The organism is Selenomonas sp. GACV-9 (genome assembly GCA_900116485.1).
GTDB classification, from domain to species: domain Bacteria; phylum Bacillota; class Negativicutes; order Selenomonadales; family Selenomonadaceae; genus Selenomonas_A; species Selenomonas_A ruminantium_G.
In genome coordinates this window covers 151363-173452 of record FPAX01000005.1, presented here as the reverse complement: position 1 = coordinate 173452, position 22090 = coordinate 151363, and the positions used below count along the sequence as shown (strand labels likewise).

Annotated in this window: 17 protein-coding genes; all 17 read left to right on the top strand. The window is 54.2% G+C overall.

The window, feature by feature from the left end; genetic code table 11:
- The first annotated feature begins 19 nt into the window (after positions 1-19).
- The 17 genes from BM322_RS06890 (at position 20) to lpxK (ending at position 22059) form a co-directional block, all read left to right on the top strand.
- Positions 20-4363 carry a translocation/assembly module TamB domain-containing protein gene (locus tag BM322_RS06890; protein WP_075429163.1) on the top strand — a complete coding sequence of 1448 codons (4344 nt, stop codon included), beginning with the start codon at positions 20-22 and terminating at the stop codon, positions 4361-4363.
- Positions 4364-4394: 31 nt separating this feature from the next.
- Positions 4395-5027 (top strand): sigma-70 family RNA polymerase sigma factor, encoded by a 633-nt coding sequence (locus BM322_RS06885; RefSeq protein WP_075429162.1) that lies wholly within the window; start codon positions 4395-4397, stop codon positions 5025-5027.
- Positions 5028-5181: 154 nt separating this feature from the next.
- Positions 5182-5703: a hypothetical protein gene (locus BM322_RS06880; protein ID WP_082334413.1), complete on the top strand. Its 522-nt coding sequence runs from the start codon at positions 5182-5184 to the stop codon at positions 5701-5703.
- A gap of 33 nt (positions 5704-5736) precedes the next feature.
- Entirely contained in the window at positions 5737-7716 is a 1980-nt protein-coding gene (locus tag BM322_RS06875) for an outer membrane protein assembly factor (protein WP_075429160.1), read from the top strand.
- Between the two features lie 30 nt (positions 7717-7746).
- The gene (locus BM322_RS06870) at positions 7747-9048 is read left to right on the top strand and encodes an acylphosphatase (RefSeq protein ID WP_075429180.1); all 1302 of its coding nucleotides are present in this window, start codon (positions 7747-7749) and stop codon (positions 9046-9048) included.
- Positions 9049-9193: 145 nt separating this feature from the next.
- A complete protein-coding gene (locus tag BM322_RS06865; protein WP_075429159.1) occupies positions 9194-9658 on the top strand; it encodes an OmpH family outer membrane protein in 465 nt (154 codons plus the stop codon).
- Positions 9659-9730: 72 nt separating this feature from the next.
- On the top strand, positions 9731-10867 hold the full coding sequence (locus BM322_RS06860) for a hypothetical protein (protein ID WP_075429158.1): 1137 nt from the start codon (positions 9731-9733) through the stop codon (positions 10865-10867).
- A gap of 20 nt (positions 10868-10887) precedes the next feature.
- Entirely contained in the window at positions 10888-11337 is a 450-nt protein-coding gene (locus tag BM322_RS06855) for an OmpH family outer membrane protein (RefSeq protein WP_082334412.1), read from the top strand.
- A gap of 21 nt (positions 11338-11358) precedes the next feature.
- Complete coding sequence (gene lpxD / locus BM322_RS06850; RefSeq protein WP_075429157.1) at positions 11359-12378, top strand: UDP-3-O-(3-hydroxymyristoyl)glucosamine N-acyltransferase; 1020 nt, start codon at positions 11359-11361, stop codon at positions 12376-12378.
- Positions 12379-12453: 75 nt separating this feature from the next.
- On the top strand, positions 12454-13314 hold the full coding sequence (locus tag BM322_RS06845) for a lysophospholipid acyltransferase family protein (RefSeq protein WP_075429156.1): 861 nt from the start codon (positions 12454-12456) through the stop codon (positions 13312-13314).
- Positions 13315-13402: 88 nt separating this feature from the next.
- Positions 13403-14236, top strand: coding sequence for a UDP-3-O-acyl-N-acetylglucosamine deacetylase (gene lpxC, locus BM322_RS06840; RefSeq protein ID WP_082334411.1), 834 nt, complete (start codon positions 13403-13405; stop codon positions 14234-14236).
- Between the two features lie 34 nt (positions 14237-14270).
- Entirely contained in the window at positions 14271-14711 is a 441-nt protein-coding gene (fabZ, locus tag BM322_RS06835; RefSeq protein ID WP_075429154.1) for a 3-hydroxyacyl-ACP dehydratase FabZ, read from the top strand.
- 192 nt (positions 14712-14903) lie between these two features.
- Positions 14904-15719 carry an acyl-ACP--UDP-N-acetylglucosamine O-acyltransferase gene (lpxA, locus tag BM322_RS06830; protein ID WP_075429153.1) on the top strand — a complete coding sequence of 272 codons (816 nt, stop codon included), beginning with the start codon at positions 14904-14906 and terminating at the stop codon, positions 15717-15719.
- Positions 15720-15742: 23 nt separating this feature from the next.
- Positions 15743-16549, top strand: coding sequence for an LpxI family protein (locus BM322_RS06825; protein WP_075429152.1), 807 nt, complete (start codon positions 15743-15745; stop codon positions 16547-16549).
- Between the two features lie 100 nt (positions 16550-16649).
- Positions 16650-17795, top strand: a complete 1146-nt coding sequence (gene lpxB, locus BM322_RS06820; RefSeq protein ID WP_075429151.1) for a lipid-A-disaccharide synthase — start codon at positions 16650-16652, stop codon at positions 17793-17795.
- A gap of 16 nt (positions 17796-17811) precedes the next feature.
- Complete coding sequence (msbA, locus tag BM322_RS06815; protein WP_075429150.1) at positions 17812-19542, top strand: lipid A export permease/ATP-binding protein MsbA; 1731 nt, start codon at positions 17812-17814, stop codon at positions 19540-19542.
- 18 nt (positions 19543-19560) lie between these two features.
- Positions 19561-22059, top strand: coding sequence for a tetraacyldisaccharide 4'-kinase (gene lpxK, locus BM322_RS06810; protein WP_075429149.1), 2499 nt, complete (start codon positions 19561-19563; stop codon positions 22057-22059).
- Positions 22060-22090: the final 31 nt, after the last annotated feature.

The following is a 22090-nucleotide window of genomic DNA, read 5'->3' as shown; positions in this document are numbered from 1 at the left end:
CCTTGTAGAGAGGTATATCATGAAGCGGAAATCATTGAAAATACTGGCAGTTGTCTTTAGCATAATCATACTGGGGGCGACAGGCTTTTGGTATTATGTGAAGACCAGTGCCTTTATGGAGTCCGCGGGCCAGAAGGTATCCTCGGTGGCAACGGAGGTCCTTGGCGTGCAGGTCGATGTGGGGGCGATAGAGGTAAAGTCTCTGCGCACCCTCGAGCTGCACGATTTGGCAATCTACGATAAGCAGGCGGAGGTCATCGCACGGGCAGATAAAGCCCAGGTGACTTACCGCCTGCTTTCTGCGCTTTCAGCACCGGCTGATGCGGTAAAGGAAGTTACTCTTTCCCATGTGACAGCTGTTGTCGAGCAGCGTGATGATGGCAGCTGGAACTATGAGGATGTGGCAAGCGCGCAGCCGAGCAGCCAGCAGTTCCATGGAATCGTCCGGGTGGAAGATGGTCAGGTGACTGGCCGGCTGCAGGGGCAGGAAATCGTACTGACGAATGTCAAAGGCTCGCTGGATTTTGCTGATTATCCGGCTATGAAAGCGGAGGTGGCGGCAGTCCATAAAGGTGCGGCTATTGAGGGTAAGGGAACCTTTGATGATGCACGGCAGATTTTCAACGTGGCCATCAAGAATGTGGATATCAAGGATTATCTTGGCTGGCTGCCGGCAGGGACGCTGCCCGAGGAAGTAACGATTGCGGGTGGCAGGATCAGCCAGTCGGAGCTGCACGTATTTCGCGATGGCAGCCAGCTGTCGTTTAGCGGCGAGGCAGATCTTACCGATGGTGCGCTGCGCGTCATGGATACAGACATCACGGGCATCAAAGGGCATACGGCCTTTACGGATGCTGAGGTGCTGCTATCTGTTGAGGCTGAGGCTGGTGGGCAGCAGGCCAGTGCTCATGGCAAGATCCGTTTGGATACGGGCAAACCCTATATGGATCTTGATGTTGCGTCGGAGGCATTCGACCCGGGCAAAGTGCTGACGAATATCCCCTATCAGGGGGCGGCAGCCTTCAAGGCCAAGCTCAAGGGGACGTTCCAGAATCCATTGGTTGATGGAGAAGTAAAGGTAGAGGCAGGAACGGCGCTGTCGGTACCATTCCAGAACCTTTCCGCGAAGGTCCGCTATCAGGATGGGCATCTGTTTGCCCAGGATTTGCGGGCAGATCTGCTGGGTGGTCATATCGAGGGCGAGGCGGCTTTGTCGACTCTGGACCTAAGCTATACGGCACATGTGCAGGCAAAGGGGCTGGACATGGTCAAAGCTGCCGCATTCATTCCGGCAGTCAGTGCTGTCACGGGACGGGTGTCGGGCGACATCGGGGTGAGCGGCAAGGGAACGGATTGGGAGAACATGCAGGCGTATGGCAATGCCAAACTGCAGGATGGCACCTATAAGGCCCTGCCAATCGAGAATCTCAACGGTTCGTTCTATCTGGCTGGTGACGATCTGGCCATCGACTTTGTCAGCATGAACCTGCCGGGCAAGAGCCGGCTGGGGATTGAGGGCACAGTGACCGATGTGCTCACGGCACCGCAGCTTGATCTGGCATTCTATGGGGCGCATTTCGATCTGGCCTTGCTGAGCAAGCTGGAGCCGCAGGCTGACCTTACGGGCATCAGTGATTTCAAGGGCACGGTGCAGGGGCCGGCAGCAAATCCGCAGGTTGAGCTCAAATTTTCCGGCCTTAACGGCACGTTGTTCAAGCAACCGTTTGACAGCTTGAAACTCATGGCCAGCGGCAGCCTTGATGGCATCCATATCGATGACTTCCTGATGGAGAAGAATGGCAAGGAGGTCTGGCGGGTGGCTGGTTCTGTCGGCTTTACCGGGGAGCGCCGGTTGAACCTGCAGATCGATACGATGGGCGCTCGCATGGAGGATATTGCGGCGCTGGTGGCACCAGATCAGCCGATTACCGGTAATGTCGATAATATCATCACCTTTACCGGGACGCTCGACAATCCGAAGGGCGTTGGCTATATCCATTTCTATCGCGGCAGTTACCATGGGGTACTGCTTTCCGGTATGGATGGCGACTATTTCCTGGAAAACGGCATTATCCGCCTGCAGGATTTCCATGCATACTCGCCGATGATCGATATGGTGCTCAATGGTACCATTGACCGAAACCAGAACCTCAATATGGAGGTGGCGGCCAGGGATATCGACCTCAAACGTGTGGAACATAAGCTGCCCTATGAGGTCAGTGGGCATGGTACGTTCAAGGGACTCATCCGTGGGCGCATCAGCAGTCCGGAATTTTATGGTACGCTTGAGGCTGCCAGCCTTATCCTCAATGAGCAGGAAATCACCAATCTGCATGGTCTGGTCAAGTATCGGCGTGGCATCGCAGATCTTGATAAGTTCCGCTTTGAGCAGAATGGCGGCACTTATGATGTGACGGCATCAGTCAATACCGAGACAGAGGCCTTGACGGGCAATGTAACCATTGCCAATGCTGATATCAATGCGCTGTCAGCCCTTTGCAATCTCAAGAATGATCTTGTACAGGGAAGGCTTGATTGTACAGCCGAAGTGAAAGGGACAATCAGCAATCCGCAGGTCAAGTTGACAGGGGCAATGGCTAAGGGAACAGTGGGCGATTACGACGTCCATGATGCGGCTTTTGACCTTCGTCTGCTGGATAAAGTGCTGTATGTCGATAAGTTTGCGGCTTGTCAGGGAGATACCGGTCTTTTGACCTTGTCGGGCAGTGCGGGCCTGGATGGTGGACCGCTGGCTGCGCGGCTATCGGCCACGAATCTTTCGATGGGAATGTTTGCGCAGATGGCAGGTATCCAGACGGAGGTCATCGGCACAGCTGATATCGAGGCCGTGTTTGGCGGCGTTCTGACAAATCCATCTGCTGATGTGACCATCAAGGGACGTAACGGTGGCGTGCAGGGGTCGACCTTTGACAGTTTGGACGGCCAGCTGCATCTGAAAAACGGCCTTGTCCAAGTGGATACGCTGAATGTAAAGAAAACAGCGGGGGAGCGGACTTATCAGGCCAGTGCCCAAGGTATCGTTCCGCTGCGGGCTGTTTTTGCCCATAAGGATGAACAGCTTGATGATATTGAGCAGATCCAGATGACAGTGGGCCTGGATCAGGCTGATCTGTCGCTTTTGCCGACTCTGTCGAAGGAAATAGACTGGGCTGTTGGTGCGACGACGGGCAGCTTGAAGATCCGTGGTACGTTGGCCCATCCGAGGGTTGATGGTACGCTAGGTGTAGCCGATGGGGCGGTCAAGTTCAAGGCGATTGCCACACCGGTGACAGATATGAATGCGCAGATCGTATTTGATGGCAGCCAGATGACAGTTCGGGAATTTTCTGGTAAAATGGGCGATGGTACGTATACATTGACTGGTAATATACAGTTTGATGGCGTTACACCGAAGAAATATGATCTGGCTTTGAAATTCAATAAGCTGGATATACAGAGCGGTGTGTTTACGGGGCCGCTTACGGGCGAGTTCCGTGTGTTTGATACGGATTTTTACGGGCATACGCTGCCCAAGATCTATGGGCAGATTGATTTCGATAACTGCCTTATCTCGGTTCCAGCTATTCCAGACAGCGATGGCGCTATGCCGGAGGCTGTGCTTGATGTGCAGGTCAACGTCGGCAGGAAAGTGCATTTCTACAGTCCGTATCTTTATGATATGTACCTGACTGGTCAGGTACATGCGGGAGGGATTGTCAGTCATCCGAAAATGTCGGGCAGTCTCGAGGTCAAGCGCGGCGGTACGATCAATTATCTCAAGACGGAGTTTGCCATCCGTGAAGGACGGGCAACCTTCGATCAGGTGGCATCGTTCCTGCCGAGCATCGATTTCTTTGCAGATACGAAACTGACGCGGACACGGGTATTCCTGGCGGCTAAGGGGCCGCTGGGCAATATGCAGATCAAGCTGTCCTCAAGTCCGCCGATGAGCCAGACCCAGATCATCCAGCTCCTTACGCTGCGTGATGCGTATAAGAATGGCCAGGCTAATATGACTGCTGGGGATCTGCTGACCGTAGGTCTGCAGATGAGCTTCTTGTCGGAGGTTGAGGGGGCCATGCGCGATTTCCTCTACCTGGATCAGTTTGCGATTTCCCGTGGCAGTGGCTCGGCCTTCGATCATCGGGAAAAAGAAAATGACAGAAACAAATACGATTTTAATGTTCAGATGGGAAAATATATCTCGGACAAAGTCATGCTGAAATATACCCGCAGTCTTGGCGGCAGTACGAACGTCAATCGCTATGGTATCCAGTATGATTTCAACGACCGGCTGGGCATGACGCTGGAACGCGAGGGCAATGATTACATTGTAGGCTTTGAAGCCAGGACATCGTTCTGATGAGGCATCACCGCGAAGGGAGGTGAGCAGGATGCAATTCGAACAATATGTTGCTGCGCTGAAACAGGTGAAAAAGCTGGAGCCGGAGCAGGAGCGGCAGCTTTGGCAGTCGTATAAGAGCGAGGGCAGCCGGGAGGCACGCCGCCTGCTCATTGAATCCTATCAGCCATTGGTATTCAAGCAGGCGTTGCCTTATCGTAGCTTGCAGAACATCATGGATGTTGTGCAGGAAGGAACCATTGGCCTCATCGAGGCCGTGGAAAGCTACGAGCCACAGCGCGGTGTGGCGTTCAGTCTATTCGCGGTGCATCGCATCCGTGGGCGCATGCTGAATTTCCTGCAAAAGGAAGGCCGGGTGGATGTGGCTTGTATGGATGCCAGGCCTGCTGATGGCGGAATGACGATCAAGGAAAACCTCATGGATATGAGTCCTTCCGTTACTGAGCAAGCTGAATCCAATGAGCTTGCCTGCCGGCTTCGGCAGGCTATGGCGCGTCTCCCAGATCGGGAGCGTGCTGTGTTGGAGGGCATGTATATGCAAAGCGAGGAGGCTGGCGATGTGGCCGCAGGGCTGCAGGTCAGCAAGTCGCATATCTATAGGTTGCAGAAAAATGGCATTCGCCGTGTGCGTGGCATGCTGTCACGTTTTATGCAGAATTGGTGAAAATGGATGAAAATCAGTGGAATCAGGCACGATTCAGCCTGAAATCAAACATAAATGCCATTGTTTATCCGTTATAGCGTTATATTGCAGGTCACGCTCTATATGGTCAAGTGGATTATAACTATAGAGTGTTTTGGTCACAGGAGGTTTTGTGATGGCGGACCGGCGCAATATGCAGAAGAATCATATCCGGGCAGCCCGTGATTGGCTGGGCGAGGCGGAGCATTCGCTGGAGCATGAGAATGATATCCAGGGAGATCTCAAGCTGATGCTGGCGCGGGCAGAACTGTCACAGGTACAGGACAGTCCGTGTTGTGCACGGATAAAGTGTTGGGGGAAAAGATTGCTGCCGCCGGTAGTTGCCGTGTTGCTGGCGGGAATCGGTATCCTTGCTTGGACAAGGAGTTCGTCTGAGGAGCCGGTTCCGGAAGGTCCAGTGGCAGCAGAGATTACTGAACCAACAGCTGATCCAATGCCGACTGCTCCCGCGCAGCAATTACCGGATAATACGGTACAGCCGATAACGGCTGATCCGGCTGCTCGCGAGGCAGAAGCACCGTCCGTGCCAGATCCTCTGCCTCAGCAGGAAGCACCTGAGCGGCCGAAGCGGGAGCTGCCGGATCCACAGAAACAGCGACTCATGCAGTCGGCAGGTAAGATCCTGCGGCAGCAATGAAGATAGAAACATCAACCTTAGGAGGTTTGTCTGTTGAATAGAAAGAATGAACGATTCCTTGCCTATGCGGTTGCATTGGCTACCAGTTTTTCCGTATTCCCCGGGGCAGCGTATGCTGCTGAGGTTGCAGCCCCGACGACTGCAGCTAGTGATGCTGCGGCTAGTGATGCTGCGGCTGATACAGCAACAGTTGCAGTGCCAGCAGAGACGCAGGCTGCTCCTGAACAGCAGGCCGATAAGGCAGCAGCTGACGAGAAGCAGACGGATGAAACCCAGTCCGCTGCTGAAAAAAAGACAGAGAGTGCTGTTGATGCACGGACAGCTGAGTGGTCAAAACAGCGTCCGCAGGAAAAGGCCATCACGGATATGTTGAGCCAGTATGAGGGCAAGACAATCGTTGATACTGTGTTTGAAGGGACGACAAGCCTTACTGAGGGGACGGCAAAAGCTGCCATCAATATGCATACAGGCGATATGTTTACGGCGGCTGGTCTCAACAAGGACCGGGAGGCTATCTATAATACGGGCTATTTCTATGACCTGTATCCATCCTTTGAGGTGGTACCGGAAGGTGTGGTCATTACCTACCATGTGCTTGAGAATCCTGTCTTGAACGATATCAAGATTACGGGCAATACAGTAGAGACGGATGAAGTGCTTTATGGCCTGGTAAAGGTCAAGAAAGGCGAAATCCTCAACAGCCGCACGCTTCAGGAAAGCGTGCAGGCTATTCAGGACCAGTACCGCAAGGATGGCTATATCCTGGCAAAGATCACGGATATGAATATCGACCGTGAGGGAGGTTTGCAGCTCAAGGTCAACGAGGGTGTGCTTGAGGGGTATAAGGTCAAGGGCAATACGAAGACCAAAGACCGTGTCATCTTGCGTGAGATGCGCCAGAAGACGGGTGAGCCGTTCAATTCCAAGAAGGCTCGCCGCAGCATGCAGCGTGTCTACAATCTCGGTTTCTTTGAGGATGTCAACATCAAGATGAATCCAGGTGTTGAACCCAATGCCGTGGTCATGGAACTCGATGTCAAGGAAAAACGCACGGGTACCTTTGGTATTGGTGCCGGCTATAGCAGCCAGGACGGCATCCTCGGCATGGTCAGCATTGGCGATACGAACTTCTTCGGTACTGGTGATGCAATCAGCCTCACCTATCAGAAGAGCGGCGGTTCCACCGATGCTCAGGGCTATACGTTCTCTTACCGCAAGCCGTGGCTTGATTCCAAGGAGACTGTGGGTACGTTGCGTCTCTACAACCGTACGTATGAGTATGATGATTACGATACGGAAGGGAGCCTGACTGAGTCGTATATGCGCAAGTATGCAGGTGGTGAGCTCACGTTTGGCCGTCCGGTCAGCGAGTATTCGACCAACTATATCACATTCCGCAATCGTGATGACAAATATGTCCGTCACACAGGAGGATCGAAGTTTCCGAAGGGCCGTGCAGGTACGGCTTGGGAAAAGGACAATTTCGGCACGACGCGCAGCGTGACGCTCGAGCATGTCACGGATACCCGGGACAACGTATATAATCCGACTACGGGCGGTCGTGTGAGCCTGATGGGCGAGGTGGCTGGTCTCGGCGGTGATTTCGATTTCCAGAAAGTGACGATTGAGGATCAGCGCTATATCAAGGTCGGTCATGCACAGGTCGTTGCGCTGCGTGGTCAGTATGGTGTTGGCCGTGGACACATCTCATACTTCAACCAGTATAAGCTTGGCGGTCAGGATTCGCTGCGCGGCTATCGTGATGATCAGTTCCGTGGAACGCGCATGATGCTGGCGACGCTCGAATACCGTTTCCCGATTGCCTCCAAGGTACAGGGTGCCTTGTTCACCGATTGGGGTGCTGCCTGGAGTGATGGCTTGACGCCGAAGGATCTCAAGGGCAGTATTGGTGTCGGCTTGTCCCTGAACACGCCGCTGGGACCGTTGCGCCTTGACTATGGCCGGGGCAGCAATGGCGGCCGCGTTCACTTCACGGTCGGCGGTTCGTTCTGATAATAGGAGAGAAAGGAAGTGCCGGGCTGCATGAGATATGTGGCGGCCATGGTGATGCTGCTCTGCTGCCTGCTGGTTGACAGCCGTATGGCTATGGCAACGTCGGGACCGCGTGTGGAACAGGTGGCTGCGCATGTGGCAGCGGAGGGCGGCGCTCTGCCGCCCCTCGTGCAGGAGCGCATGGAACAGAGCGTGGGTGCGATTGCTGGCCAGCTGCTTGAGGGCAAGACTGTTGCTGGCGTGGCGGCTGGGCGGCAGCAGGATGAGCAGCTTATCCAGGAGGTTTTTGACAAGGTGCTTGTCGGCTATACGGTCAGGCGGGTGCATATCGAGCCTGAGGTGAAAGCCAAGGTTATGGTGGAACTCCTGCCGTGGGCGGAAACGATCCAGCAGGTGCAGGTGGAGACACAGATCGAGGGAATGTCGCCGCGTATCGAGAAATTGGCCCGACAGGATATTGCCGGGGTTGAAAAGGTCTTTCAAGCGGCGCTGACAGGCTTGCCGACAGCGGCGTCTGATTGGACAAATGGTGTGCTCAAGCATCATCTGAATGCATATCTGGCTGATCATCTGCCAGAGTTCCGGGCTGACTTCGAGTTGGATCCGGAAAAGGCTGCGAAGGTGAAGCTGGTGCTTTATCCACGATTGCCGGTTGTCCGCACCGTGGATCTTTCGATGCGTTCGGATACGGTGCCGAATTTTACCTTGCTCAACCATCGTCGGCTTGTTCAGGAGATGGCTGATGAGCTTGTTGGTGTTCCGGTAGCGTTTGTGGCCCGTCATCAGCAGGAACTTGCGCGTCAATTTGCACAGGACCTTGACTGTCAGCCGGATTTCCAGGCTGTGCATATGAAGACACAGATGACAATGACTGTGGCGGAGCAGTTGCAGCTTATGAGCCGCTCGGATACGAGCAGGTACAGGCTGCGTCTTAGTGGCTGGATGGATGTTGGCAGAAAAACTCTCAATAGCAAGGACGCGGATGAAAATCTATTGTTTCGCCTGCATGCCGGCAGCATGTTATCCCAGCAGGATGAGCTATTCCTGCTGGTGGATTTTGCACCGCAGGCAGTGCGGTGGGGCTGGGCCGCTGGGTATGACCGCAAGCTGGGGCCTTATACGCATGGCCAGGTCCGCTATGATTTCCCGGCGGGGAATCTTGTGTTTGCCGCGGCGCAGCAACTGGCGCCACGCTGGCTGCTCCGTTATGAATACCGTCGGGCTGATGAAAACGGTGAGGTGGCAGTCCGCTATAAACTGCATGATTTCCTGAGTCTTGAATATCTGCTGGATTGCCATCAGAATTGGCTGCGTTTTATAGGTAATTTCTAATGTGGTGCAGCCGCGTCCTTGGCGCGAATTTGCTTGAATAAGGAATAAGAGTTTGCTATAATGAAGGACGTATATGGCGCGGTGTTTCGTCCATATTGGAATCATAACTCTTAAACAAACCCGCAAGGGAAAAGGAGAAAGAAAAATGGTTAAATTAGAGAAAAAACAGGTTAAGATCATCAGTGTACTGATTGCAATCGTATTTATCGGTTCTGTTGTAGCTTTGGCCCTGACGCAGTCGGGTTCGGGCATTGCCAGTGCTGCCAGCTCGAATGTCGGCGTGGTGGATTACAACCAGATCATGAGCCAGCATCCGCAGGTACAGGCAGCAAGCACGGAGATGCAGCAGGCTGTCCAGGATGCGCAGAAAGAGTTCGAGACCAAGTCGGCCAACATGAACGATCAGGAGAAACGCGATTACTATCAGCAGACCCAGCAGCGCCTGCAGCAGAAGAACCAGGAACTGATGGAGCCAATCACGAAGAGTGTCGAGGAATCCGTCAAGAAGGTTGCAGAGCAGAAGGGCCTTTCCGTTGTTCTCGAGAAGAGTGCAGTCGTTTATGGCGGCACGGACATCACCCAGGATGTCGTAAAACAGGTAAGCAAATAAAACGGGATATAGACCTGGAAATACCGAGCCACTTGTTGCGCTCGGTACTTCTTTTAAAGGGGTGAGACAGGCATGGCTGAGAAGAAAGCCTCGGAGGAGGGTGCTGGGAAACGGCGCCGTAATATCGTGGTTGGTGCGGTGGCTGCTATCTGTCTGCTGGCAGCGGGGGCAGGAATCTTCCATCGTCTGATCAGCCCAACTGTGACAGTGCCCCAGGATGCAGCGGCAATGGCTGATGTCGGGGTGATTGACTGGCAGGAAGTCATCGAAGCTCATCCTGATTATGCGCGGCTCAAGGACCTGCGTGAGACGTGCAAGATATTGGAGCAGGAGACAGCAATCGTCGAGGATCTCTTCGCGGTCAAGCCGCCAGAGCAGGATCCTAAGCCCTTTACGGATTCGGTATGGGCTAAGGATGCCTTGGATGTCATTGGCCAGCGGGCTGAGCTTGAGCGCAAAAGCAAGCGGATTGCCGCTGAATACCGCAAGCAGACAGATGCTGATTATCAGGCGCGTATTCGCGCGCTCGATGAAGAATACCTCAATGATATCCTGAATATCAATATCAAGCTTGATAATCAGGATGCCATGCACAATCCGTTGGACTCACAGCAGCAGCGGGAAGAAGAACGGTCCGTCTGGCTGCAGGAACGCGAGCAGCTCCAGCAGGAACGCGGACGTCGTCAGGCTGAGCTGCGGCGTGAATACGAACAGCAGGTGGCTGCTCATGTGCAGCGGGTCTTAGGCCCGGAGCTTGCGGCCTGGCAGGCAAATCTGCCGGAGCAGCGGGCGCAGCAGCAAGCTGCTGCCTCGGCTAAGCAGTCGGAGGCGGACAAGCGGAATGCTGAAGCCATGCAGAAGCAGATGGAGATTGCGCAGAAAGTCCAGCAGCGGCTGGCAAAGCGACAGGAACTAGCCGCTAAGCAGGCCCAGCTGCAGGCTCTGGAGACGCATATCTTGAATGATGTGGCGGGGCGGGCAGCAAAGGTTGCCATCCTGCATCATCTCACCTTGATATTGGTAGATCATCCCCGTGTGCTCTCAAGCTTTGCGCCAGATATGGAGCAGGTCGACCCGCTTCATCGCAGTTACAGCCGGGCAATCGGCATAACGACTGTGGATGTGACGGACGAGCTGGTGCAGGAAGTGCAAGCGCTGCCATCAGATAGTGGCAGTCAGGCGGTGGATACGGACAAAACTAAAGGTTAATAGAAAGAAGCGAATTACAGATGAAATTACGCAAGAAATCAATGATCCTGTTGACGGCGGCTTTGGCCGCCATGATGCTCATGAGTGGCTGCGGCAAGGCAAAAATCGGTTATATCGATGGCGAGCGGGTGACGAAAGAAGCACCGCAGATTGCCTCGCTGGTTGAGGAAGGCAATCAGAAACTGCAGGATGCACAGAAGCAGGCAGAAGAGGATTTGCAGAAGAAAATGCAGGAAAATCCGAATATGAGCCAGGAAGAAGCGCAGAAACTGCAGATGGATACGCAGCGCAAGCTGCAGGGGCTCAATCAGTCTTACGCTTTGCAGCTGCGTCAGAAAGTCGATGCTGCCTTGGCGAAAGTGACCAAGGAAAAGAAACTGGATGCAGTCGTCAATAATTCCCAGGAGCAGCCGATTGCCATTTCTGGGGCTACGGATGTGACGGATGAAGTCATCAAGGAATTGCAGTAAGGATTAGATGGGAGAGGAATCATGAAGAAAACGTTGCAGGAAATCGCTGATTTCCTTGGCGGCCGCGTGGTAGGCGATGGGGCTGTTGAGATCCACGGGCTGGACAATATCGAAGGTGCCGGTGCCCAGGATTTGACCTTTGCTGTGGAGCCGCATATCGAGGAAGCGAAGACCTGTCAAGCAGCTGCGGTCATGCTGCCGGAAGGCGCCGGGGACTTCCCGAAGACGGCCCTTTATGTTGAGGAGCCGCGGGCTGCCTTTGCCAAGCTGTTGGAACTTTTCACGCCAAAGCTTGAGTTCCCGCAGGGAGTCAGCAATGAGGCCCATATCGGCAAAGATGTGAAGCTCGGCAAAGATGTTGTCATCATGCCGTTTGCTGTGGTTGATGATCATGCGGTGATTGGCGATCGCGTCACGCTCTATCCGCATACCTACATCGGTCAGTATGCAGAGATTGATGAAGACAGTGTTGTCTACTCTAATGCGACGGTCCGTGAGCATTGCCGTGTCGGCAAGCGCTGCGTGATCCATAGCTCGGCGGTCATCGGGTCGGATGGTTTTGGCTTTACGACCAAGGATGGTGTCCATACGAAGGTGCCGCAGGTTGGCAATGTCGTGCTTGAAGATGATGTCGAGATCGGTGCTCATGATGGCATTGACCGTGCTGCAATGGGCTCGACGGTCATCGGCCATGGCACGAAGATCGATAATCTCGTCCATATCGGCCATAACTGCAAGATTGGGCCGAACTGCCTGATTGTTGCCCAGACAGGTATTTCCGGTTCGACGACGGTGGGCCATAATGTCACCTTCGGCGGCCAGGTCGGTACGGTCGGACATATCAATATCGGTGCCAACTCGGTTTATGCTGCGCGTTCCGGAATCATCGGCAACATGCCCGAGGGTGTTTTCTGCGCAGGTTTCCCGGTACAGCCGCATGCCGAGTGGCTGCGCATGCAGGCGGCAATGAAGCGTTTGCCGGAGATGCACAAGAAACTCAAACAGCTCGAGAAGAAGCTTGCCAAGTACGAGAAAGCTTGATCTTGTGGGCTGCAGGCCTCCTCATTTCGAGGAGGTCTTTTGCTGTGGCTGTCAAGGCCATGAGGAGGAAAGAACATGATGTCGTATTATCTGCTCAAGGCAGTAAGTGCCGTTGTCTGTCTGCTTCCGCGCGGACTTGCGGAGCTCTTGGGGCGAGGGATCGGGAACTTTGCCTGGCTCGTCATTCCCCAGAAACGCAAACGGCTGGCACATGATCAGATCGTCAAATGCCTGGGTGTGGCTGATCGTGAGGCTCAGCGGATTGCCAAGGCCAGTGTGGTTCGTTTTGGCCCTATGTTGTTTGAGGTCCTGCGGTTTCCGGTGATAAAGAAATGCCCGCAGCAATACGTCCGTATTGAGGGGCTCGAAAAGCTGCAGCAGGGCATCGCTGAAGGCAAAGGGGCGGTGATTGCCTCAGCCCATAGCGGCAACTGGGAACTCATGGGCGGAGCCTTTGCCTTGGCGGGCATCCCGCTGGTGGGGGTGGCGATGAAACAGAGATCATCAGGGTCAGACCGCTTCATCAATGAATACCGTACCATGATCGGCATGCATATCACTTATAAGACGGGCGTGCGTGAGATGTTTGATATGCTGAAAAAAGGCTGGGCCATCGGTCTGATCATGGACCAGGATACGAACCGCCATGATGGTGTCGTGATTGATTTCTTCGGGCAGCCCACCAATTGCACGCCGGGAGCGGCATCGATGGCGCGCTTCCAGGATGTGCCGATCTTCACGTCGTTTATGCATTATGATGGGCAGGGAAAGCATACCTTGTTTGTCGAGGGGCCGTTCCATGTGGAGAAGACCAAAGATAAGCGCGAGGACGTCCGGCAGATGACGCAGTTCCTCACACATGAGATCGAGAAACATGTGCGCAAGTATCCGGAGGAATGGTTCTGGCTGCATGATCGTTGGAAGTCTATTCGTTAAGAAAGTATAGGTTGTGCCAGGCTACTTGCACAACTGTGTTTTGTCCGTTAAAATAGAAAAAGGTAATTGACTGTCAGGAGGAGTTGTTTTGCAGAACCAGATTACATTGGCGGCTGAAGCTGCCTACACTGGTGTCGGGCTGCATTCGGGACGCGATGTCCACATGGTGCTGAAACCGGCTCCAGCAGATACTGGCATTGTCTTTGTGCGTACGGACCTACCGGAGCGTCCGCAGATCCATGCGGTGGCTGAGAATGTCACGTCGACATTGCGTGCGACGACTGTAGAGGAAAATGGACATAAAGTCTTTACGATCGAGCATCTGATGAGTGCCTTCCATGCGCAGGGCATCGATAACTGCTATGTGGAGATGGATTCGGAGGAACCGCCGGTAGCCGATGGCTCATCGCTGGCCTTCTTTGAACTCATGCAGCAGGCTGGCCGCAAAGAGCAGGACAAGCCGCGGCATGAGGTGGTCATTGATAAGGTATACCGTGTCGATGATGAGGAGCATAACCGTTTTGTCATGGTCCTGCCCTATGATGGGTTCCGTGTGAGCTTTACGTCACTGAATCCCCATAAGCTTATCGGTGTGCAGTATGAGAACTTTGAGATCACGCCGGAAATCTATCATAATGAGATAGCGCCAGCTCGTACGATTGCCTATGAAAAGGAAATCGAGGCGCTGCAGAAGATGGGGCTCGGCCTCGGTGGAACACTGGACAGCGTTATCGTCTATAACGATGAGGGCTGGCTGAATCCGCTGCACTTCGAAGATGAGCTGGTGCGCCACAAGATCCTTGATGTCATTGGTGACTTGCGGCTTGCCGGCATAGTCCGCGGGCATGTTGTTGCCGTGGCCTCGGGACATGCGATGAATACTCAGCTGGCAAAGAAGATCGTCGCTGAGCTTGGCCGCTGAATTGATTGGATTTAAAAAGGAAGAAGGAATAACCATGGTATTAGATATCAACGAGATCCAGAAAATCCTGCCGCATCGTCCGCCGATGCTGCTTGTTGACCGCATCATTGAGATCGATCCGATGAAGTCGGCTACGGGAATCAAGAATGTCACGATGATGGAGGACTTTTTCCGCGGCCATTTCCCAGGGCATCCAATCATGCCGGGGGTATTGATCCTCGAAGCTATGGCACAGGTTGGCGGCGTCATGATGCTGTACCCGGAGGAAAACCGTGGCAAGCTCGCGCTGTTCGGTGGCATGGAGAATGTCAAGTTCAAGCGCCAGGTCGTTCCTGGCGATCAGCTGGTAACGAAGTCGCATATCGTCCGTGTGCGCGGTGATTTTGGTGTACTTCATTGCGATGGCTATGTGGATGGCCAGCTGGCAGCTTCGGCTGATTTCAAGTTTGCCATGAGAGACGGCGATAAGCTGTGATTTTGACTGGTTTTTGCCAGAGAGAGAGAGATAATCTTTGTTCAACTCGATAAACGCCTGGATTTGCTGTCAAATGCGATGTGAAAATTTGAAGTTTACAGGGGAATATATATAAAAGGACAGAGCAAAGAGAGCTGCCATTCTGCGTAAATGCGGAATGGCAGTTTAGGATAGTTGAAGGAGTTGGAGCAGATGAATACTGAGAATAACAGTATCATGAAGCATATACATGAAACGGCCATCATCAAGCCGGGTGCCAAGATTGCACCGAATGTTGAGATCGGACCGTATTCGGTCATCGGCGAGAATGTTGAGATTGGTGAGGGTACGGTAATCGGTCCGCACGTCGTCATCACCGGCTGGACAGAGATCGGCAAGGACTGCCATATCTTCCAGGGGGCATCGATTGGCGAGGACCCGCAGGATCTCAAATTCAAAGGGGAAAAGAGTTACACCTATATTGGCGATCGCACGACAATCCGCGAGGGTGCTACGGTTCACCGCGCTACTGGCGAAGGCGAAGAGACGCGCATTGGCTGTGACTGCCTGCTCATGGCGTTGACGCATGTTGCCCATAACTGTGTGATCGGCAATCGCGTCATCATGTCGAATCTGGCCAGCCTGGCTGGTCATGCTGTCGTCGAAGACCGTGCTGTGATTGGCGGTATGACCGGTGTGCATCAGTTCGTCAAGATTGGTCGCAATGCAATGGTTGGTGGCATGTCTCGACTGACGCAGGATGTCGTACCGTACACGATAGTCAACGGTCAGCCGGCTAAGGTGGTGGGCCTCAACAGTGTGGGGATATCGCGTGCGGGCATCAAGCTCGAGGCTCGCCGCAGTCTCAAGCAGGCCTATAAGATTCTCTATCGCTCGGGGCTGCGCATGCAGCAGGCTGTGGCTGTCATCGAGCAGGAGGTCGATTCCTGCGAGGAAGTCGATCATCTGCTGCGTTTCCTGCGCAATGCCGAACGCGGTATCTGCCGTGAGCGCCGCGATGCTGAATAACGATTAGTTAAGGAGTTATCCGCATGGAGAAGATTGGACTGCTGGCAGGTATCGGATTCCTGCCAGTGGAGTGTGCCAAGGCAGCCAGGGCACAGGGCTATGAGGTCTATGTCGTGGCCCTGCTGCCGGAAACCGAGAAATGCCTGCAGGAATATGCGACGGACTATCAGGAGATCGGCGTATTCAAGGTGGGCAAGATCCTCAAGTATCTGCGTGAGAAAGAGGTCACCCAGGTGACAATGATCGGCAAGGTCACGAAGGAACTCTTGTATGCTCATAAGACGATGCCGGACTTCAAGACGATGCAGATCCTCATGAGTCTCAAGAACCGTAAAGATGATACGGTCATGGAGGCATTGGTAGAGGTATTGGAAAAGAACACGGGGGCCAAGGTTGTCGATCAGACGGCCCTGATCCGCTCGCTGATGCCGGCGGCTGGCACGCTCACGCGCCGTGAACCCACCGCTGAGGAGAAGAAGGACATGGAGTTCGGCTTCAAGATGGCTAAGGAAATCGGCCGTATGGATGTGGGGCAGACGGTTGTCGTCAAGGATCTGGCGGTCATGGCTTTGGAAGCCATCGAAGGGACTGATGCCTGCATCCGCCGTGGCGGGCAGTTGGCCCGTGGCGGTGCGGTGGTGGCCAAGGTGGCCAAGCCGCAGCAGGATAAGCGTTTTGATGTGCCGGCTGTGGGCCTTACGACCATCAAGACCATGGTTGAGGTTGGGGCCAAGGCTTTGGTCATCGAAGCTGGCGAGACGTTGCTGGTAGAGCGGGAAAAGGTCTTGCAGCTGGCAGACGAACACGATATTACCATTGTAGCGATGTGACTTAGAGACGCAGTGGATACGAAAAAATATGTGTCCACCTGCGTTTTTTTGTGTATAATAGAGAGTGGACTATTATGAGAAAGTGCAGGAGGTGATTCGCATGAAGATCATGTTTTCCGCCGGCGAAGCGTCCGGCGATGTGCATGGCGAGCAGCTGGCCATGTCGCTTTTGCGCATGGACCCGTCGTTGGAGCTCATCGGCTTTGGCGGTGCGCAGATGGAACAGGCAGGGGTACGGCTTTATGAGAATTTTGCCGATTACAATGTCATGGGCGTCTGGGAAGTGCTCAAGAATCTGCGGCGCATCCTGAAATTATTGGACGGGCTCACGGAGTTCATGCGCGAGGAGAAACCGGATCTTTTGGTGCTCATCGATTATCCGGATTTCAACTGGCGATTGGCGAAAAAGGCGAAGAAACTCGGCATCCCGGTGTTTTCATATATCCCGCCATCGGCCTGGGCCTGGCGTAAGGGCCGGGCAAAGGACTGTGCGAAACTTGCGGACGAGTTCGTGGCAATCTTTCCGCATGAGCTGCCAGTCTATGAGGCGGCTGGTGCGAATATCTCGTTTGTGGGCAATCCCCTCGTGGACAAGGTCCGGGCGCAGATGCCGCGCGAGGCGGCGCGGCGTCATTTCCGCATTCCTGCCGATAAGACGGCCGTTCTGTTGATGCCGGGCAGCCGCAAGCAGGAAATCGAACTATTGCTGCCGTCGATGCTGGCAGGGGCCAAGCTATTGCTGGAGCGTGAGCCGGATACTATGCTATTGCTGCCGGTGGCTGATGGCATTGATGAAAGCCGTATCCGGCAGCTTATCGATGCTGCGGGCGTGGAGGTTGCTCTTACTCATGATAATCGCTACTCGCTGATGGGGGCGGCCGATGCGGCCGTGGCTACCTCTGGTACGGTCATTATGGAGGCGGCGCTGATGAACCTCCCGTGTGTTGTCCTTTACCGGCTGTCACCGATATCGTATGCAATCGGCAAGCTGCTCGTCCATGTGGATAATTTCAGCTTGCCCAATATCCTGCTTGGTGAGCAGTTTGAACGTGAGCTGCTGCAGGATGAAGTGACGCCGGAAAATATTGCCAGTGAGCTTGCCAAGCTCTATCCGGGCCAGCCGCATCGCGCGTTGGTGGCTGAAAAACTCAAGGCGGCCTGTGCGAGACTTGGCGGCCCAGGCGCTTCTTTCCGCGTGGCGGAAAAGATCCTGGCGGCGGCGCGCCGCCTGGCAGCAGCAAAATGATTATCGGGGGATATATATGAAGAATTATAAACGGCTGCTTCAATACATGCGGCCTTATCTCAAGCAGCTGTTCTTGGCAATCGTCTGCATCATCGTAGCGGCTGGCTGCAATTTGTACCTGCCTTGGATCATCAAGGATATGATCGATAAGGTGCTGGCCGAGAAGGATATGATGATGCTCAATGTGATCTGCGTGGGCATCGTGGTTGTATTCCTGATTCGTGGCATCTTCTATTATGGGCAGTCATATCTTGTGTCATATATTGGTCAGAAGGTCATCATCGACGTGCGTGAGGTCATGTTCCGCAAGTTCCAGCGCATGCCTATGGCCTATTTCGACAAGCATCAGACTGGCGAGACCATGAGCTTCATCACCAATGATGTGGCAGCTATCCAGTCGGCGCTTGTCGATCAGCTTATCGAGATGGTAACGGAAGGCTCGATACTTATCGGCTCGATTGCGATGATGATCTATCTGGACTGGAAACTCTCTTTGTTGACGCTGGTAGTCATTCCGCTGGTTGGGCAGGCCATGAAGATCTTTGGCCGCAAGATCAAGCGCAATGGTACGGTCATCCAGGAGCGCATGGCTGATATCACTTCGCTTTTGCAGGAGAGCATTTCGGCTATTCGCGTGGTCAAATCCTTCGTGCGTGAGAAATACGAGACGGATCGCTTCCAGCGCCAGAATCAACTGAATTTCCAGGCGGCTATGAAGAATGTGCAGCTCACGAGCCTGCTGACGCCGACGGTGGAGTTCCTGGCCGCTGTCTCGGTCACGTTTATCGTCTGGTTTGGCGGCTATGAGGTCGTCAACAACGAGATGACGGCTGGTGCTCTCGTGGCCTTCCTGACCTATGCGGTCAACCTGGCCAATCCGGTCAAGCGCCTGTCCCGTGTCTATGGCAACCTGCAGCGGGCGATGGCTGCTGTTGACCGTGTCTTTGCGGTCATCGACCTTGAGGAGCCCATCCATGATAAGCCTGATGCCAAGCCGCTGCCGGAAATCACTGGCGAAGTAAAGCTGGACAAGGTTACGTTTGAATATAAGAAGGGCGTGCCGGCTCTCAGCGATGTGTCGCTGGAGGCCAAGCCAGGCCAGATGATTGCCTTTGTGGGCCCCAGTGGTGCTGGTAAATCGACGATTGCCAACTTGATTCCGCGCTTTTATGAGATCACGGAGGGTGCTATCTCGATTGATGGCCAGGATATCCGCGACGTCACGGTATCGTCCCTGCGTGAGCAGATCGGCATCGTGCCGCAGGAGACGGTACTGTTCTCAACGACGGTGCGCGAGAATATCCGCTACGGTCGTCTGGATGCGACGGATGAAGAGGTGGAGGCTGCGGCTAAGGCAGCTAATGCCGATGAGTTTATCCAGAATCTGCCGCAGGGGTACGATACGAAAATCGGCGAGCGCGGCATGAATCTGTCGGGCGGCCAGCGCCAGCGTATGGCTATCGCGCGGGCTATCCTAAAGAACCCGCGCATCTTGATCCTTGACGAGGCAACATCGGCGCTCGATACGGAAAGTGAGAAGATCGTGCAGGCAGCTCTTGACAAGCTGATGGTTGGCCGTACCTCGTTTGTCATTGCCCATCGCTTGTCGACCATTTTCAATGCCGACCAGATTTTCGTCATTGATGGCGGCAGGGTCAAGGAGCATGGAACCCATGAGGAGCTGTTGAAACATAATGGCTTGTACAGTTATCTGTACAATATCCAGTTCAACAAGCAGAATGTCTAAGGAGGAAGGGTAAGGGATATGCAATTTCTCTACAATATAGCGGCGATACTTGTCGTCATATTGATCATCCCTGTGTTCATGGTCCGATCGGTCCGTGAGAAGGGCTTTATCGAACGGATTCGGCAGAGCCTCGGGTTCTTTCCCGATCATGCGCTCGACAAGGTGGCCAAGAAACACTGTATTTGGGTACATGCGGCTTCAGTTGGCGAGATTGTTGCTACGAGTCCGCTTATCAAGGAATTCCGCCGTGAATTCCCGAAGACGCCGATCCTCGTGTCGGTGGTTACGACGAGCGGCTACGAAATGGCTAACCGCATCATCAAGGATGCGGATGCCATCATCTATTTCCCGCTGGATCTGCCGTTCTTGGCTGGCAGCGTATTGCGCCGCATCCATCCGCGCGTATTCCTGCCGGTGGAGACGGAGCTTTGGCCGAACTTCTTGAAGACGGCCCGGCAGATGCACATTCCAGTCATGATGGTCAACGGGCGCATCAGTGATCGCAGTGTCAAGCAGTACAAGCATCTGCACAGCATCCTGACTGATATGATCGGCACGGTGAAGAAATTTGCCATGCAGTCGCAGATCGATGCGGATTATATCATGCGCCTGGGCGCACCACCAGAGCTCGTTACCGTCACGGGCAACACGAAATTCGATCAGACATATACCGATGTGAGCGCCGAGGAAAAGGCAAGGATCATAGCGGAAATGGGTCTGTCAGATAACGAAGGGATTTTCCTGGCTGGTTCGACGCATCGCGGCGAGGAAGATCATGTCTTGAGTGCTTTCCGGGCAGTGCGGGAGAAACATCCGCGGGCTCGCCTGGTCATAGCGCCGCGCGAACTGCTGCGCACTCAGGAAATCATCCACCTTTGCAAGAAGGCTGGCTTTACCGTTACGACGCGGACTAAGTTGCAAAAGCAGGGCCCTGCCGCTGCAGATATCGTCATCCTTGATACGATTGGCGAACTGGGGAAGGTATACAGCGTCGGCGATGTGGTTTATGTGGGCGGCAGCCTGATACCTCATGGCGGCCACAACATCCTGGAGCCGGCAGCTCATGGCAAGGCCATCATTGTCGGCCAGCATATGTTCAACTTCAAGGATACTCATGCCTTGTTCAAGAACCGCGATGCCTGCATCACGGTAAATAATGAGAAAGAGCTGGCGCAGGAGACCGTCCGTCTCTTTGATGATCCGGACCATCGCCATCGCATGGAGGCGGAAACCCTGGCTATCGTCAATGAGAACAAGGGCGCATCGCGCAAGTCGGCCATAATCCTGCGTGAGACTCTCGAAGAGTATGAGAGCGATCCCGAGAACCGCCAGCTGGCGCGTTCGACGCAAAAGGTCGACAATTTCCAGACGTATTTCATCGACCTGGTGCACAGCAAGGAAGTCAACGGTTTTTGCGCGCATATCATCATGGCGGTTTTATACGTGTTCTCGCAGATCTATGTCGGTCTGGTCAACCTTAAATTGGCCGGCTACCGGATCGGCCTCTTCAAGCACCGCCGTCTTGGCTGTTATGTCATCAGCCTCGGCAATGTGACCGTTGGTGGTACGGGCAAGACGCCGACGGCCCAGCGGCTGGCTATGGATATCCGTGATATGGGGTATCGTGTCGTCATCTTGAACCGCGGGTACCGGGCCAAATGGCATGGCGAAGTCGGCATCGTCTCTGATGGCCAGCGTCTGCATATGAGCGCCGCTGAGGCCGGTGATGAGGCCTTCATGCTGGCCAAGCATCTGCCCAATGTGCCGGTGCTTATCGGTGCTGAGCGTGCTGTAACGGGGCAATATGCCATCGACCATTTTGGTGCCGAAGTCGCAATCCTTGACGACGGCTATCAGCATTGGCAGCTTGAGCGCGATCTGGATATCCTGCTTATCGATGCGGTCAATGTCTTCGGCAATGGCTACATCCTGCCGCGTGGCACGCTGCGTGAGCCGGTATCCCATATCAGCCGCGCCGATGTCTGCTTGATGACAAAGGTCGATCAGGCGGCGACTGGCTCCTGTGAATACATCCATGAGACGGTCAAGCGGTATAATCCTGGCGCTGCGGTGGTCGAAAGCATCCATCAGCCGCGCTGCTTCGTGCCACTGGCTGACTGGTATGTCGATATCGCTGGTGATGGTATCGATGTAAGCCAGATGCGAGGCAAGAAGATCATGGCGGTTTCGGCCATCGGCAATCCGGCCTCCTTTGAACAGACTCTGTCGGATCTCGGCACGGCAATCATTGAAAGCCTGCGTTACCCAGATCATCACGATTATACGATGACGGAGATGGCCGATATCCTGCAGCAGGCCAAGAATATGGGGGCTGAGGCTATCGTCATCACGGAGAAGGATGCGGTCAAGGTTCCGGCCGAGGTTATCCAGGCTGGCTGGGATATTCCGGTCTATGTCATTTGTGTCGAGGTTACGTTCCAACAAGGGCAGGAGGCATTCTGCGGCATGCTCAAAGAGCGTTTGGCAGAACGGCTTGGCTCCCGTGAAATCAGATAAGGTTTTCCAAGAAAAGTCTCAGGAAAGGATG

What these genes read in the sequence shown, in the direction of transcription:
- BM322_RS06890 (WP_075429163.1), top strand. Translation starts at nt 20, where the DNA reads ATGAAGCGGAAATCATTGAAAATACTGGCAGTTGTCTTTAGCATAATC.
- BM322_RS06885 (WP_075429162.1), top strand. Translation starts at nt 4,395, where the DNA reads ATGCAATTCGAACAATATGTTGCTGCGCTGAAACAGGTGAAAAAGCTG.
- BM322_RS06880 (WP_082334413.1), top strand. Translation starts at nt 5,182, where the DNA reads ATGGCGGACCGGCGCAATATGCAGAAGAATCATATCCGGGCAGCCCGT.
- BM322_RS06870 (WP_075429180.1), top strand. Translation starts at nt 7,747, where the DNA reads ATGAGATATGTGGCGGCCATGGTGATGCTGCTCTGCTGCCTGCTGGTT.
- BM322_RS06865 (WP_075429159.1), top strand. Translation starts at nt 9,194, where the DNA reads ATGGTTAAATTAGAGAAAAAACAGGTTAAGATCATCAGTGTACTGATT.
- BM322_RS06860 (WP_075429158.1), top strand. Translation starts at nt 9,731, where the DNA reads ATGGCTGAGAAGAAAGCCTCGGAGGAGGGTGCTGGGAAACGGCGCCGT.
- BM322_RS06855 (WP_082334412.1), top strand. Translation starts at nt 10,888, where the DNA reads ATGAAATTACGCAAGAAATCAATGATCCTGTTGACGGCGGCTTTGGCC.
- lpxD (WP_075429157.1), top strand. Translation starts at nt 11,359, where the DNA reads ATGAAGAAAACGTTGCAGGAAATCGCTGATTTCCTTGGCGGCCGCGTG.
- BM322_RS06845 (WP_075429156.1), top strand. Translation starts at nt 12,454, where the DNA reads ATGATGTCGTATTATCTGCTCAAGGCAGTAAGTGCCGTTGTCTGTCTG.
- fabZ (WP_075429154.1), top strand. Translation starts at nt 14,271, where the DNA reads ATGGTATTAGATATCAACGAGATCCAGAAAATCCTGCCGCATCGTCCG.
- lpxA (WP_075429153.1), top strand. Translation starts at nt 14,904, where the DNA reads ATGAATACTGAGAATAACAGTATCATGAAGCATATACATGAAACGGCC.
- BM322_RS06825 (WP_075429152.1), top strand. Translation starts at nt 15,743, where the DNA reads ATGGAGAAGATTGGACTGCTGGCAGGTATCGGATTCCTGCCAGTGGAG.
- lpxB (WP_075429151.1), top strand. Translation starts at nt 16,650, where the DNA reads ATGAAGATCATGTTTTCCGCCGGCGAAGCGTCCGGCGATGTGCATGGC.
- msbA (WP_075429150.1), top strand. Translation starts at nt 17,812, where the DNA reads ATGAAGAATTATAAACGGCTGCTTCAATACATGCGGCCTTATCTCAAG.
- lpxK (WP_075429149.1), top strand. Translation starts at nt 19,561, where the DNA reads ATGCAATTTCTCTACAATATAGCGGCGATACTTGTCGTCATATTGATC.